This is a genomic window from Neobacillus solisequens (assembly GCF_051233465.1).
GTDB lineage: Bacteria > Bacillota > Bacilli > Bacillales > Cytobacillaceae > Neobacillus.
The window spans coordinates 21,157-36,165 of record NZ_JBKFGJ010000006.1 but is presented as its reverse complement, the minus strand read 5'-3'; the positions used below and the strand labels follow the sequence as shown (position 1 = coordinate 36,165).

The window sequence follows — 15,009 nt, the reverse complement described above, 5'->3', positions numbered from 1 at the left end:
GAATACTATGGCTTTAACAAGTAATTTAAAAGAAAAATTATTGAATAAAACTGCAACACTGGGTGTTATAGGTTTGGGCTATGTAGGCTTACCTCTTGCGGTTGAGAAAGCAAAGGCTGGTTTTACAACTATTGGTTTTGATGTACAGGAATCTAAAGTGGAAATGGTTAACGCAGGTAAGAACTATATTGGTGATGTTGTGAATGAAGATTTACAGGAAATAGTAAAATCAGGGCTTCTATCGGCTACTACAGATTTTGCTAAAGTAGCAAATGCAGATTGTGTATGTATTTGTGTTCCAACACCACTTGACGAGCATCAACAACCAGATATCAGCTATGTAAAGGCCTCTGCAGAGAACATTCTTCCATATATGCATAAAGACATGTTAATCGTTCTAGAATCAACTACATACCCAGGCACAACTGAAGAACTTCTGAAGCCAATCCTTGAGAGATCAGGCCTAAAATGTGGAGAGGACTTCTATCTTGCTTTTTCTCCCGAACGTGTTGATCCGGGTAACTTAATATATAAGACTAAAAATACACCAAAGGTAGTTGGAGGAATTACTCAGCAGTGCACTGAAGTTGCAGCTGTTTTATACGAAAGTATTTTAGAAGCCCCAATTCATAAAGTATCATCTCCGGCAATTGCAGAAATGGAAAAAATCCTTGAAAACACCTATCGAAATGTAAATATCGGGCTTGTTAATGAACTAGCCATTTTGTGTAATAAAATGGGAATAAACTTCTGGGAGGTAGTTGATGCAGCGAAATCAAAACCCTATGGGTTCCAGGCGTTCTACCCAGGGCCGGGTTTAGGAGGACACTGTATCCCGCTTGATCCATACTATCTTTCTTGGAAAGCACGTGAATACGGGTTTCACACTTCTATGATTGAATCCTCCATGATGGTTAATGATCGTATGCCTGAATATTGTGTAGAGAGAGCAAGTAAAATCTTAAATAGACACAAGAAGGCAATGAATGGTTCTAGAGTATTAGTACTTGGAGTTGCTTACAAACAAGATATTGATGATTATAGAGAAAGCCCAGCTCTCAGAGTAATTGAAGAATTAGAAAAAGAAGGGGTAGAAGTAGTTTACTATGACCCATATGTAACAGAATATCGTGAGCATGGAAGGATTAAAAAAGGTGAATTAGAGTTAACTGCTGAATTAATTGGAAGTGCTGATTTGGTTATAGTAACAACTGCACATACAATGGTAGATTATGATTTCGTTCAAAAGCATGCAAAATCTATTTTTGATACCAAAAATGCCATGAAGCATATAAATCAAAGAGAAAATATTGAATTATTATAGGGGGATCAACATGAGTCTAAAATATGCAATAATTGGATGTGGAAGAATTTCACCCAACCATATAGCTGCTGCCGTTGAAAATGAACTTGATATTGTAGGTTTATGTGATATCATTCCCGAAAATATCGAAGATAAGATGTTAAAATTTGATCTTCCTCAATCAACACCTAGGTATACCGATTATAAGGAAATGCTTACAAAGGAAAATCCACAATTAGTAGCAATTTGTACGGAAAGCGGTAAACATGGTCAAATTGCATTAGATTGTATTGAGGCAGGTTGCAATCTTATTATTGAAAAGCCAATTGCACTTTCACTTGAAGAAGCTGATGCAATTATTGAAAAAGCAAAAGACAAAAATGTAAAAGTAAGTGCATGCCATCAAAATCGTTTTAATAAGTCTATTCAAAAAATAAGAGAAGCGGTAGAAAAAGAACGCTTTGGTAGATTGCTTCATGGTACAGCTCATATCCGTTGGAACAGGGGAGAGGAGTATTACAAACAAGCTCCTTGGCGTGGAACCTGGGAGCAAGATGGAGGAGCATTGATGAATCAATGTATCCATAATATTGATCTTCTTCGTTGGATGATGGGTGATGAAATAGATGAAGTAGTGGGTATGACTGCAAATTTAAAACATAACTTCATAGAAGCTGAAGACTTAGGTATGGCATTAATTAAGTTTTCCAATGGAAGTTATGGAATAGTTGAAGGAACCACGAATATCTTTCCGAAAAATCTTGAAGAAACATTATATATATTCGGTGAGAAAGGCACAATTAAAGCCGGGGGGAAATCTGTAAATCTAATTGAAGAATGGCAATTTGCGGATAAGCAAGATGATCCAGACGAAGTAAAAGCAAATTATCAGGAAAATCCTCCAAATGTATACGGCTTTGGACATAATCCACTCTATGCTGACGTAATAAATGCGATACATAATGATAGAGATCCTTATGTAACTGCAGAACATGGAAGGAGAGCATTGGAACTAGTACTTGCCATTTATAAGTCTGCTGCAGAAGGTAAAACTGTTAAACTACCATTAGATAAATGCAGCACGCTGGATTTTGAAGGCAGGTTTGAGTAATGAGTCACTATGTTCATGACAGTAGTTATATAGATAATAATGTAACGATTGGAGAAGGCACAAAGATTTGGCACTTTTGTCATATCCAAAAAGGAGTTCAAATTGGTGAAAAGTGCTCTCTAGGTCAAAATGTGAATGTAGCTAATAATGTTAAAATAGGTAATGGAGTCAAAATTCAAAATAACGTTTCAGTTTATGAAGGTGTTGAATTAGAAGATTTTGTTTTTTGTGGTCCTTCAATGGTTTTTACAAATGATTTAACTCCTAGAAGTAAATATCCTAAAGGTACTGAAGGTTATAAGCGGACTCTTGTAAAATACGGTGCATCAATCGGAGCAAATGCAACAATCGTATGTGGTAATACAATTGGAAAATGGGCTATGATTGCATCGGGGGCGGTAGTAACTAAGGATGTTCCTGATTATGCTTTAATGGCGGGAGTTCCTGCTAAACAAATAGGTTGGGTTTGCGAGTGTGGATCAGTTCTGAAAGATGAGCTTAAATGTAAGGAATGTGGCAGAGAATATAGTTTAAAAAATGAGAATCTCAAAGAGAAATCTGAGTAGATTAAGTCATATCGTTACGGAGAATGATGCATAATGGAATTTAGGGATTTAAAGACTCAATATCAAAAGTATAAGCAGGAAATAGACTCAGCAATAATTGAAGTATTAACCAAGGCTAATTATATTGGCGGTAAAGAAGTAAAAGAGCTTGAAGCTCAATTAGCAAGCTATGTAGGTGTAAAACATTGTATAACTTGTGCCAATGGTACAGATGCTTTGAATCTAGTAATGATGGCTTGGAACATCAAAGAGGGCGATGCTATTTTTGTTCCAGACTTTACATTCTTTTCAACCGGTGAAATCGTCTCATTTAGAGGTGCAACACCAGTCTTTGTAGATGTTGATAGAAAAACATTCAATATCGATACAACCAAACTTGAAAAAGCAATTATTAGAACGATTGAAGAAGGTAAACTGGCTCCAAAGGCTATTATTCCTGTTGATTTATTTGGGTTACCAGCGAACTTTGAAGAAATTGAGAGAATCGCAAAGAAATATAATTTATTAGTGTTAGAAGATGGTGCTCAAGGATTTGGTGGAAATATTAATGGCAAGATGGCATGTAGTTTTGGGAATGCAGCTACTACTTCTTTCTTCCCTGCAAAGCCTCTTGGATGTTATGGAGATGGTGGAGCAATCTTTACTAATAACGATGAATTAGCGGAATTGCTAAAATCCTTAAAGATTCATGGCAAAGGTGACGACAAGTATGACAATGTTAGGATTGGAGTTAATTCAAGACTTGATACAATCCAGGCAGCCATCTTAAAAGTAAAATTAAGTGCATTTATAAATCATGAATTAGAAGATGTAAATAGGGTATTTAGGTTATATAATGAAAGATTAGATGGAATTGTTGAAATTCCATTTATTCCAGAGGGCTATTATTCCAGCTTTGCTCAATACACAATTAAACTTAAAAGTAATGAACAAAGAGATGCTCTTCAGGCAAAGTTAAAAGAAAATGGAATTCCAAGTATGATTTACTATATTAAACCAATGCATAGACAGGGAGCTTTTTCTTATTTAGATTTCGATGATAAAGATTTTGAGGTAACTAATGAACTTTGTGATACAGTATTATCGTTACCAATGCACCCTTATTTAATCGAAGAGGATATAGAAAAAGTTTGTAATATAATTAATGATTTTATAAAATTACAACCTATTTATTAAATTATTCATTCCACAAAAAAACCAAGAAATTTACTTGGTTTTTTTGTGGAGTTAAAGTATAAATTCCATTTGATTCTATAATTATTTCCCTAATTGATATCCAAGCCCATACCTTAATAATCTATTGATCCAATCATAATAATGCTCCTCACAAAGCCCTTTCTGATAGTGTATATTTTCACACTGATCTACTCCACATAGTTTGATCGTCTTAGGAAGATGTGGATAGCCAACCTTAATGTATGTCATGTGATGATCTTCACAATAACCATTAGAAAAATGAGGCTGGGTGCACCCAGCCGCCAAACAATGTGAAATAGTGACAGATGTAAACCTTTGAACTTCCTTGATACTTCTCCGCCTCATACTAGCATAATGCTTATTGCATAAATGGAGAGCCTCGATGTGGCCATCGCAGCCATCTACCAAACAGGATCCTCTTCTGGAATATTTCCTTCTACTTGAGTTTTTTTCCACCACTTTTCCCTCTATTTCTTGTTCTTTTAATGAAAATATGCCCTGTTATCATCCCTTATTAGCCCTTCTAAATTCTTTCATTTCCTTAGCAAGGTCTTCAGGTTCTATGCCAAATCCTTCTGCAAGTTTAAAAAATGTTTCAATGGATGCCGCTTTTTCGTTTCTTTCTAGTTCTCCAATAAACACTCTGTTTAAGTTGCTGCGAAATGCGAGTTCTTCTTGAGTAATCCCTAGTGCCTTCCTCAGCTTTTTGATTGTGTATCCAATGTAATCAGTCTTGTCAGAATCCAAGGCCATTCTCCTTTTTAAGACAATTACATAGTGAGAATGGCGATAGCTCTACCGTCTATAGACGGCAGGGATGGAAACGTGGTTAAATTTTTTTAGATAAATAGATATAGATTTTGATTAGGCATCCTTAGGGGGGAGGCATATCAGTTATTGATTTATATGAGTAAAAACGCATTTTTAATGTTAATTAGCTAGAAAAATGACTATAACGGGGGTAACTAAATATAGGTATAGGGTATGTTCAGTCACTGTAATGGGAGCCTTTTTTTTAAAAATTTAAAGAAACTCTTCCTATATCGACATTGTTTTTATTAATATTACCTGGGAAATCCATAAAAGCTGTGGATTAGAGAGACTATTAATTAACCGTTTGATTAATCGACAATGTGTAGAATTGTGAAAGGGTGAGGGTGTTGGAAGATGGTTTGCTGCCATCGATAAAGGAGTTTCCAACGTTAGTTAGGAGAATCTTGGTTTCGTCATCATGTAGGTTTTGAATGAAAGAAAAGGATTATAAATTATTGTATTGTAATTTAGTTAAATAAAAAGGAGGGCTCCCGGCCCTCCTAAATACTATTCAATTTGCCCTAATAACTCCAACGCTTGTTCTTTCGTCTGAATCCCAAGCAATTGCTCTCTGTATCCCTCATTCATCAGCTTACGTGACAGCATCTGAAGAATTTTAAGATGTTCATTTCCCGCAGCTTCTTCTGGCACAGCAATCATAAAGATAAGTTTTGCGGGTGTACCATCATAAGATTCCCAGTCTACTCCATTCTTGCTAAGACCAAATACAACTGATGGTTTTACTACTGCTTTTGATTTGCCATGTGGAATGGCGATGTTGAAGCCGATCCCTGTTGTACTTTCTTTTTCACGGTTAATAATCGCTTTTTTAAATTTGCGTTTGGAGTTGATCGCTCCAACACGGTCCAATGATTCTATCATTTCATCGATAACAGATTCTTTCGTGGTTCCTTGTATGTCTGTGTCAATAAGCTCTAAGCTGATCAAATCTGTTAGTTTCATTGCAATCACTCCACATTCTTTTTCAGTGCATTTACCATAAATGCCGTTACAACGACCCCTACGACGATGGCGATTAAGAACATTACGACATTATCGATAGCTCCCAATACTGCTACGATTAGTCCACCGTGTGGAACATGGTCTCCGACGTGGCCAAGCATGGCGATTACGGCACCCACCATAGATCCGACCATGATACTTGGAATAACGCGCAGCGGGTCTTTTGCGGCAAATGGTATCGCACCTTCTGTGATTCCGAATAAGCCCATGAAGAAGGCTGCTTTTCCTGCTTCTTGTTCAGCATCTTCGTATTTCTTTTTATTGATTAAAGTTGCCAGTCCCATTCCAATTGGAGGGATACAGATTGCTGCGGCAATAGGTCCCATGATGGTATAGTTTCCTTCCGCAATCATAGCAGAACCGAATAAAAATGCAACCTTATTAACAGGACCGCCCATATCAAAGGCAATCATCGCACCTAAGATTAAGGCTAATACGATAGAACTTGTTCCTTGCATCCCATTTAAGAAATGAGTTAATCCTGAGAATACGGCTGCTACTGGTTTTCCTAGAATAAATATAAAGATAGCTGAGACGACTGCACTTGCTAAAATTGGGATAATCAGAATTGGCATAATTGGCTGTACCATTTTCGGCACTTTCCAGCTCTTAATCCATTTGGCTACATAACCGGCGATAAAACCTGCAATAATTCCACCGAGGAACCCAGCGCCTGCATCACTAGAGTAAAACTCACCATGGGCTGCAATATAACCACCAACCATACCAGGTACAAGACCAGGTCGGTCCGCGATACTCATGGCGATAAATCCTGCTAGTATGGGTACCATAAATCCAAAAGAAGCGGCCCCTACATTTAGGACTGAATTCCAAATGGAATTGGGATCAACAACCATCCCTTTCGCTGTCGGATGCCCGCCAATACCTAAAGCTAAGGCGATTAAAATACCACCGACGACTACGAAAGGAATCATGTAAGATACACCATTCATCAAGTGGCGATAAATCGGATTTTGCTTATCTTTCATTTCTTTTTTGATCTGATCGACTGATTTTAAGTCCTCTTTGTAAACGGGGAAATCAGCTGCTAATACATTCGTGATCAGTTCCTCTGGTTTTCGGATTCCGTCCTGAACCCCTGTTACCAGAAGTTTCTTGCCAACAAAACGTGATTGATCAACGGTTTTGTCTGCCGCAATAATAATCGCATCGGCTTCTTGAATTTCTTTTGCTGTTAATTCATTTTCAACACCAATGGAGCCTTGTGTTTCGACTTTCATTTGGTGCCCTAGCTTTTCCGCGGCTTTTTGCAGATTTTCTGCCGCCATGTAGGTATGGGCAATACCGTTCGGGCAAGAGGTAATCGCTAATAGCTTCATATTTTTTCAACCCCTATAAAAGTTTTAGTTCCTATGTCTTATTTATACATCTGAAATCGATTCCATAAAGGATGAATGTTTACCACATATTGCGGAAAAATGGACTTTAATAAAAAAGCCATCATTTTGATGGCTCGATTACAGGCTATTTATAAACTCACTAGGAGATGTCTGTTTGACCAAGGTATTTAGGAGAACAGGTTGATCGCATAATTGGCCAATTTCATTAAATAATTCCCTTGTCTTTGAGTGCTCCTCCTGCTTGGTTGCTAATGCTAGAACGAGAGAAACATATTCCTTTCCCCATATTAGAGGCTTCTTCAAGATTCCCACAGCGATGACTGATTTTTTTATATACTCGGGATCACCATGTGGGATGGCGATACCGCCGCCGATATTGGTGGAGGAATGCTGCTCCCGAATGATTGCTGATTCAATATACTCCTCGCTTACGTACCCATGTGCGGCTAATTTCAACGTAAGTACCTCAATCACTTCGTAAGGATGATTAAAATCAAGATCAATTAAAATGAGTTCTTCTTTTACTAAGGCACGAAGAGATGGAAATGTACCTGCTTCTTGAAAAGTTATAGGTAGGTTGAGTCCATCGATAAAACGTTGTAATTTTTTTTCCTCATCAGATGATAAAAGTGGTGTTACTTCAATTACCGGTACATGCGTTTTCGTGATGGGGACGGTTGTGATTATAAAATCAATTTGATGTGATGAATACTGATTAATTTTACTGATGGATACTGTATCAATGATGTCTAGTGAGTGAAATTTCCTTTCCAGTTTTGTCCGAAGTAGGACAGAAGCCCCAATGCCCATCGGACAAACAATAATCGCTTTTTTATTGCTGCCATCCTTTTTCTGCATTCGTTCCAATGATGCCTGAAAGTGAAGCGTCAGGTATGCGGACTCTTCTTCAGGGATCTGCAGGTTCAACTCTGTATTCAAATGGACGATTTCACTAATAATGGTGTCAAATAAATAAGGGTACATCCTCTTGATTTGGTCCAATATCGGATTAGAAACGGTAAACTTTTGTTTTAATCGATTAATGGTGGATTGAACATGAATATTTAGGCCCAATAGTAAGTCTGCATCCTGGGTAAAATCGATTTGTGTCCGGCTGGAAACACGATAAATGAGCATAAGTACCAGTTTATGGACTTCCTCGTCAATAGGAAATTCGCCAATTCTGGCATGTTGAACTTTCCCGCCCATAAAATGCAGGGCTATGTAGGCAATTTCACTGGATGGAAATCGTACCGCAAAACTAGGCTCCAGCTTTTTTAGCGTTTTTTCCGCTAAGTGATACTCGTTTCTTTTTTGTATTCTCTTCATTTCGGTTTCATGAAGGGGGATTGCATTCCCTAATTTTAAGCGCTTAACTGAAATGAGGATGTGGCTTAGTAGACTCTCTAACGTTTCGTCGGTATAAGGATTAGCTAAGGTATGATTGATCTCTTCAAGTGAGTGTTGAACAACCTCTAATTCGTGCTGCTTAAATAAGCGTTTCCAATAGTCCATTTTGTTGTTTGAAGAACTCTCTATGTAAGCAGGTATTTTTGAAATGGCTAGTCGCCAATTCTGTTCGGGACCGTCTACTTCAATTCCGAGTTTTCTTTTGGTAACCATGGTTAGCCCGACATTTTTCAAGTAACTTTCAATCTGATCCAAGTCTTTTTTTACAATGGCTTTGTTGACATAAAACCATTCAGATAGTTTTTGGATGGTAATGGGCTTCTTTTCGATTAGCAATAATTCAAGGATTCGAACTAGTCTCTCCGAATCCTCAACCTCAAGACCTAGAGTATCGACATCATTAAGCAATTGTAAGAGATTATTTCTATCTGACTCTGTTACTTCCAGACGAAAACCAATATTAGGCTTCCTGGAAAGGATACCATTAGAATGCTTGCTTAACCATTCATCTAGAACTTTAGAATCATTCCGAATTGTCTTTTCAGAACACTCTAATTGATCCGCGATTTTCTGAGAAGATAAATATTCCGTTCCAGATTCAAGTAAAATTCGTAACAGATTCTTTTGACGTTCGTTCAATGAATTTCACCTCGCTTTAGTGCTTTTATACCCTACTATGAAAATCATGTCGAATGTTAGCACATTTTCAGGATGGTGTCATTATATATTTTTTAAACAAAAATTATTTTGCATATTATTTGGAATAGCAGTATTCTAGTGAATGATATTCTTTTGTAAGAAATAGTAGGTTGTTATTTATTATTTTGATATACTAATTAGATGAATTTTGGAAGAGTGTAATGCAGCAAAAAATATGGAGGGATAAGCTTTGCAACCATTATTTTTAAAGCCAGTTTTTAAGGAGCGAATTTGGGGAGGAACCACTTTACATAAAGAGTTTGGCTATGATATTCCTTCAGAAGAGACCGGGGAATGCTGGGCGATTTCTGCTCATTCAAATGGTCCTTCTGTCATTGAAAATGGGGAGTTTGCCGGAAAAGGTTTAGATCAGCTATGGAGTGAACACCCAGGGTTGTTTGGAAACCCTAAGGAAGAGGTGTTTCCGCTATTAACAAAAATTTTGGATGCTAATATGGATTTATCAGTCCAAGTTCACCCTGATGATACGTATGCGAAAGTGAATGAAAACGGCGAACTGGGCAAAACGGAGTGCTGGTATATCATTGATTGTAAAGAAGATGCCGATATGATTTTTGGCCATAATGCCAAAACAAAAGAGGAATTAATCCAACAAATCAATGACGGCAAGTGGAATGAGCTGCTTCGTCGCGTAAAGATCAAGCCGGGGGACTTTTTCTATGTTCCAAGCGGGACGATCCATGCCTTATGTGAAGGAACACTTGTATTGGAAACCCAGCAGAGTTCGGATACTACCTACCGTGTTTATGATTATGACAGAAAAGATGCAGATGGAAACCTGCGGGAACTACATTTGGAAAAGGCGATTGAGGTAACGACTGTTCCACATCAAGCTAGCACTAGTGTGCCAAAGGTAGAAGAGCGAGAAAATGCTAGAATCACAACTTTTGTGGAATCAGAATTTTTTACTGTTTATAAATGGGAAATTAAAGGCGAAACAACCCTCGCATTTAACGATCAATATCTGCTTTTAAGTGTTATTAATGGAAATGGCAGTTTGCTTCATAATGGGGAAAAATATGAGTTAGTGAAAGGTGCACATATCATTCTTCCAGTTGGTTTTGGGGAATTTGTATTAGATGGAGATCTTGAATTGATGGTTTCACATAGGTAAATGACATTATTTTAATATAACAAAAAGCGTAAAGATCCCTTAATGGGATTTTTTACGCTTTTTTCGGTTTGGTCAGCCCAATCAACGGTAGGTTAAACATCATCCTATTAAAAAGGACTGACTAAATGGTTACTTTAGTCAGCTCTTAATTACCAATTAAGCAACATTAGAAATGATCTGTTTACTTTCTAATAAGGCTCTTGATTCGTCATTAGCAGGATGGTAGCCCTTTTCAATTAGCTCTTTTATGTATATTTTATTGTAAACAAAGGAAAATACGATCCCTGTTACAAATGAACCGATTCCAAGAGTAAATGACCCAAGTACTGCCTCGATGATCAGCATGATAACAGCCCATTTTAAGTCTCCTCGGAACAATGCCGGTAAAAAGCCAAAGAAGAATGTAGTCCAGCTAAATCCTACCTTAACCTGCTTTGTAACTCCCCCAGAGTTTTTTAGTATAGCTTTCATATCGATAACCTCCTTTTTAAACTGAATTATAATACTATACCAAAATATGAAAAAAAGGTAGATATTTTGCCAAATTCTATAAAATTCCTGGTATGACATCAAAAGAGGATGACGATATGGCAATTTATTATTTAAATTCACAAATAAAAAAGTATCAAACATATTAGGGATTCCAGTGGCTTGAAAATTTTGTAGATTTTTGAACTTTTTTCTCGATTTATTGAATTTTTATGGTAAATTTGTTTTAGTAAAATAGTTACATTTTAGGGGGAAACAACATGAGTGATTTACAATCAAAACTTGGAGGCGGTCTTAATATACTCCAAGATTCCCTGCAGCAGGGGAAACAAAAACTTCAGACAGCACAAGAAATCAGCCAATACAAAAAAGTGCTTAATGACCTTTCTGAAGCAAGAGCCAATTTAATGCTGAAGCTGGGTGAAGATACATATAGAAAAATTCGTTCTGGTGAGTTACAGGATCAAACTCTTGGTGAATATTTCCAAGAAATTACTGAGGTAGACCGCAAGATTTTTACCTCTCAAAAAACGTTAGAACAGCTTAATCAAACATCAAAAGAAGGGACATGTTCTAATTGCGGAAATTCAATCACTCCCGATGATAAATTCTGTGGTTCTTGCGGACAAAAGCAGGAAACCTACTCAGAATTAACTAATCAAGTAAATATGGGGACATGTCCGACATGTGAGGAACAAATACCAGCTGATGCTAATTTTTGTGCCTGCTGTGGAAGTCGTCTTGTCTTGCAGGGGGTATAGGCTGAAATGTATTGTAAAAGTTGTGGCGCAGAGAATCATCCATCAGCCAGTTATTGTGTTAATGATGGGACCCTCTTAACAAATACTAACGTAAAATTTCGTATGAAAGACCATAAAGTAAGCTTTTGCTCAAGTTGTGGTTCCAAAACAGAGGGAAGTTATAACTACTGTATAGAATGTGGATACAATACCTCCCAGTACATAACCCTAAAAAGCTCCGAAGGGAAGCAAAGTCTACCAAAGGAATTTGGTTCAGTGGCAAAGGGTGGTGCAGTGAAGCTGCCTGCTATTAATATTGAATTCTTTAAGAAAATGTTACTGCCGGGTCTTCTAGCGATTTTAGTAGTATTTCTATTAAGCTTTTCTGTTATGAAACAATCTGAAAAGCTTTACGATAGCCTTGTAAGTAATAGTCTTAGTGAGTTTGATGTTAACAGCATGATTGAAGAGATTGAAGGATACACTGACTCAGACTTGCCAGACCTTAATAAAATCTATGGTTTTTCTGATATAGTCATGATGTCTAATCTGCAAAACCCTGTCATAACCCTAAACGGTAATATATTTGGAAAAGTGACGGCAGAGGTGGAAGCTAAAAATGGGTTTATTATTTATTTACTCATACCGTTCCTTGGTCTATTTGGTGCGGGGATTTATGCAGGTCGCAAAAATAAAAATTCTGGAATAAACAGCCATCTTTCTAATGCACTTGGCATCGGTGTTATATATGCAGTTGTTATGTCTATCTTCTCATTATTTGCTGGATTTTCTTATGATATAAATATCAGCAAAGTATCTTTGTCAATGGATAATGATTATTCCTTTTTTAAGACCCTATTCATGACCTTATTGTTCGGCTTTTTCTTTAGCTTTATTGGAAGTCTATTTTCTATTAATTTTCGAAAGGCAACCGGGCATTTGGCAGAATGGCTTCCTTCCGGAGAAGCGATCCATCAGGCAATTGTTATTCCATTTAGAGCAATCTTTATTTTCACAGTTGGCCTATTTATTTATCTTTCAAGTAAATTAGCAGATTTTAAGGAAGGATTAGGAGACTGGTTAAATGGCACACCGTTAGAGCAACTACTGGATAAAAGCTATGCTTTGATTGCATCTTTATCCGTACAGTTGGGAAGCTTCTTCTGGAATCTACTTCACTTTTCACCGCTTACTTTATTGGTGAATGAGGAAGGTGAAAAAGGTTCCCTAGCATATGGAGTATTCTCAGGCTTGATTGCAACTGGAGAGGCAAAAGATGATTCAGATATTCTTGCATTTGATAGTTTGATTTCTTCAGCAGACTTTGATTTATATCTAAAAATTGCACTCATTATTCCTATTGCGTTATTCCTTTGGGCAGGATTTAAAATTGCCAAGCGTGATCAAATGGTGAAAAACTTAATTGTATTCAGTGTTGTCTATTCTATCATTATGATGATATTGGCTGCTTTTACAGACATCGGATTTGTTGTTTCCTCACATGCTATGGGGGAATCAACGAACATGGAAATGAACCTCGGTTTTGGAGCGGCAGGTACTTTTATGAAGAGTTTGCTATTTTCATTTGTATTTGCCTACTTAGGTACGTGGATTCATAAATTTACAGAAAAAGGTTGAAGGAGTAGAAAATAAAATGTCAGTTTGTCGAAATTGCGGACAACCGCTTACTCCGCAACAAGCATTTTGTAAGCATTGTGGTACAAAAAATGATATTGAGCCCCAGACAAGAGCGGTTGGGAAAAAAACAGTGACTCTTTCAGCACCGGTAAAATGGGGAATTATTTCTATATTGGTAGTAGTAGTTGGTCTGTTTTCTGCACATCTTTACCTATCCAATCAGTATAAGCCTGAAAAAGCAGTGCTGCGATTTGAAGATGCAGTGAAAGACAAAGATTATGCTTCATTGCACAAAATTTTGGAACAGGGTGGGACGGAAACCAGTTTAACGGATTCGGAGCTAAAAGGTTTTGTATCCTATTTAACAAAAAAGAATGATTTTAAAGCAACCGTAAAACAACTTCGTCAGGATGCGGCAGGTACCAAGCATTATAAACGGATCCACCCCATTACTGATGATTATGGAAATAAACTAGTGGTGCTCGTAAAAGGTCCGAAAAAGTTCTTTTTATATGATCAGTATTTTGTAAAGGCATATCCGTTTACTATTTCTGCAAGTAGTAATTTGGATCATACAAAAGTAACATTTAACAAGCAGACAAAAATGATTAAAGAAGCTGATGAAGCTGTCACTCTAGGAAAGGTATTACCTGGGAATCTTACGCTTAATAGCGTATATAAGGGAGAATATACAACCTTAAACTCAAAGACAGACGTTGATTATTCAGAAGCTAGTAATAACAAAGTAAGAGTATCCATTTATCTTAAAGGTAAATTTATTACTATCTATTCAAACGGTGATCATGCAGATGTTTATGTAAATGGGAAAAAGACGGGGTTCAAAACTGGTACGGAAAAAGAATTTGGTCCTATCCCAACGAATGGAACGATGGAGATGTATGCAGTTCTCGATCGTGATGGTGGTTTGATAAAAAGTAATGTTGTTAAAATTGAAGATGAAGGTGAAATAGATCTGGAATTTAAGGAACTTGCCGAGGAAAAGCAACGAGCTGAGCAAAAAGAACGTAATATGGAAGCCTTGGCTATGTACGGATCCGATTCGACACCGAATGAGCAAATGCACAATTTCATGGAAGAGTTTATTGCCGCTTCAGTACGTGCATTTAATAACAGAGACTTCAGTCTTGTTTCTTCCTATCTTGCGCCACAAGGATCAGGCTATTCCGCGACAGAAAAATACATTTCTCATTTAGAGGAAGAAGGAATCACTGAGGAGTTATTAAATCTCGAAATCCTCGATGTAACGACAACGGAAAAAGGATTTACTGTTAAAACAAGAGAAGAATACAATATTTATTATGAGGATGCCCCTGGCAAAAATACAATTTTTGAATCAACATATAATCTTGAAGCAACTGATTTTGGTCTAAGGGAACTTTCTTTGGAAAATACCAAACCAGTAAAGTCAGTTGCGCTTGAATCTGATGCTGATTATGAATGATTTCTATTAAAACCTTCTAATGTAAACAAAAATGGAGTGTAGTTATTTCTTATGGTAGATAT

The 15,009-nt window shown here is 37.0% G+C and carries 12 protein-coding genes and 1 pseudogene; 8 read left to right on the top strand and 5 right to left on the bottom strand.

Annotated elements, in window-relative coordinates:
- The first annotated feature begins 7 nt into the window (after positions 1-7).
- The 4 genes from ACI3K6_RS07730 to ACI3K6_RS07715 are packed head-to-tail and all read left to right on the top strand — an operon-like array spanning position 8 to position 4,156.
- Positions 8-1,324, top strand: a complete 1,317-nt coding sequence (locus tag ACI3K6_RS07730) for a nucleotide sugar dehydrogenase (protein ID WP_435554554.1) — start codon at positions 8-10, stop codon at positions 1,322-1,324.
- A 10-nt stretch (positions 1,325-1,334) separates the two neighbouring features.
- Positions 1,335-2,414, top strand: a complete 1,080-nt coding sequence (locus ACI3K6_RS07725) for a Gfo/Idh/MocA family protein (RefSeq protein WP_435554369.1) — start codon at positions 1,335-1,337, stop codon at positions 2,412-2,414.
- Positions 2,414-2,980 carry an acyltransferase gene (locus tag ACI3K6_RS07720; protein ID WP_435554368.1) on the top strand — a complete coding sequence of 189 codons (567 nt, stop codon included), beginning with the start codon at positions 2,414-2,416 and terminating at the stop codon, positions 2,978-2,980. The genes ACI3K6_RS07725 and ACI3K6_RS07720 overlap by 1 nt, the downstream gene beginning before the upstream one ends.
- 33 nt (positions 2,981-3,013) lie before the next feature.
- Positions 3,014-4,156 carry a DegT/DnrJ/EryC1/StrS family aminotransferase gene (locus ACI3K6_RS07715; RefSeq protein ID WP_435554367.1) on the top strand — a complete coding sequence of 381 codons (1,143 nt, stop codon included), beginning with the start codon at positions 3,014-3,016 and terminating at the stop codon, positions 4,154-4,156.
- 81 nt (positions 4,157-4,237) lie between these two features.
- Here ACI3K6_RS07715 and ACI3K6_RS07710 read toward each other — a convergent pair whose 3' ends face one another.
- The 4 genes and pseudogenes from ACI3K6_RS07710 to ACI3K6_RS07695 form a co-directional block, all read right to left on the bottom strand.
- Positions 4,238-4,405 (bottom strand): hypothetical protein, encoded by a 168-nt coding sequence (locus tag ACI3K6_RS07710; protein ID WP_435554366.1) that lies wholly within the window; start codon positions 4,403-4,405, stop codon positions 4,238-4,240.
- Positions 4,406-4,681: 276 nt separating this feature from the next.
- On the bottom strand, positions 4,682-4,924 hold the full coding sequence (locus ACI3K6_RS07705; protein WP_435554365.1) for a helix-turn-helix domain-containing protein: 243 nt from the start codon (positions 4,922-4,924) through the stop codon (positions 4,682-4,684).
- A 573-nt stretch (positions 4,925-5,497) separates the two neighbouring features.
- A pseudogene (locus tag ACI3K6_RS07700) lies at positions 5,498-7,353 on the bottom strand (fructose-specific PTS transporter subunit EIIC).
- A 138-nt stretch (positions 7,354-7,491) separates the two neighbouring features.
- On the bottom strand, positions 7,492-9,423 hold the full coding sequence (locus tag ACI3K6_RS07695) for a BglG family transcription antiterminator (protein WP_435554364.1): 1,932 nt from the start codon (positions 9,421-9,423) through the stop codon (positions 7,492-7,494).
- Positions 9,424-9,673: 250 nt separating this feature from the next.
- Here ACI3K6_RS07695 and manA point away from each other — a divergent pair, with 250 nt between their 5' ends.
- Positions 9,674-10,618, top strand: a complete 945-nt coding sequence (gene manA, locus ACI3K6_RS07690; protein ID WP_435554363.1) for a mannose-6-phosphate isomerase, class I — start codon at positions 9,674-9,676, stop codon at positions 10,616-10,618.
- 156 nt (positions 10,619-10,774) lie between these two features.
- Here the strand turns inward: manA and ACI3K6_RS07685 are convergent, their stop codons facing one another.
- Positions 10,775-11,089, bottom strand: coding sequence for a DUF2628 domain-containing protein (locus ACI3K6_RS07685; protein WP_435554362.1), 315 nt, complete (start codon positions 11,087-11,089; stop codon positions 10,775-10,777).
- A 278-nt stretch (positions 11,090-11,367) separates the two neighbouring features.
- On the opposite strand from ACI3K6_RS07685, the gene ACI3K6_RS07680 reads away from it, so the two are divergent.
- From ACI3K6_RS07680 to ACI3K6_RS07670, 3 genes are read left to right on the top strand one after another with little or no spacing between them, the layout of a single operon-like run.
- Positions 11,368-11,868 carry a zinc ribbon domain-containing protein gene (locus ACI3K6_RS07680; protein ID WP_435554361.1) on the top strand — a complete coding sequence of 167 codons (501 nt, stop codon included), beginning with the start codon at positions 11,368-11,370 and terminating at the stop codon, positions 11,866-11,868.
- Between the two features lie 6 nt (positions 11,869-11,874).
- A complete protein-coding gene (locus ACI3K6_RS07675) occupies positions 11,875-13,485 on the top strand; it encodes a zinc ribbon domain-containing protein (RefSeq protein WP_435554360.1) in 1,611 nt (536 codons plus the stop codon).
- 16 nt (positions 13,486-13,501) lie between these two features.
- On the top strand, positions 13,502-14,947 hold the full coding sequence (locus ACI3K6_RS07670; RefSeq protein ID WP_435554359.1) for a zinc ribbon domain-containing protein: 1,446 nt from the start codon (positions 13,502-13,504) through the stop codon (positions 14,945-14,947).
- Positions 14,948-15,009: the final 62 nt, after the last annotated feature.

Excerpts from the sequence above, each read along its gene's own strand:
- ACI3K6_RS07730 (WP_435554554.1), top strand. The coding sequence starts at position 8 with ATGGCTTTAACAAGTAATTTAAAAGAAAAATTATTGAATAAAACTGCA.
- ACI3K6_RS07725 (WP_435554369.1), top strand. The coding sequence starts at position 1,335 with ATGAGTCTAAAATATGCAATAATTGGATGTGGAAGAATTTCACCCAAC.
- ACI3K6_RS07720 (WP_435554368.1), top strand. The coding sequence starts at position 2,414 with ATGAGTCACTATGTTCATGACAGTAGTTATATAGATAATAATGTAACG.
- ACI3K6_RS07715 (WP_435554367.1), top strand. The coding sequence starts at position 3,014 with ATGGAATTTAGGGATTTAAAGACTCAATATCAAAAGTATAAGCAGGAA.
- ACI3K6_RS07710 (WP_435554366.1), bottom strand. The coding sequence starts at position 4,405 with ATGACATACATTAAGGTTGGCTATCCACATCTTCCTAAGACGATCAAA.
- ACI3K6_RS07685 (WP_435554362.1), bottom strand. The coding sequence starts at position 11,089 with ATGAAAGCTATACTAAAAAACTCTGGGGGAGTTACAAAGCAGGTTAAG.
- ACI3K6_RS07680 (WP_435554361.1), top strand. The coding sequence starts at position 11,368 with ATGAGTGATTTACAATCAAAACTTGGAGGCGGTCTTAATATACTCCAA.
- ACI3K6_RS07675 (WP_435554360.1), top strand. The coding sequence starts at position 11,875 with ATGTATTGTAAAAGTTGTGGCGCAGAGAATCATCCATCAGCCAGTTAT.
- ACI3K6_RS07670 (WP_435554359.1), top strand. The coding sequence starts at position 13,502 with ATGTCAGTTTGTCGAAATTGCGGACAACCGCTTACTCCGCAACAAGCA.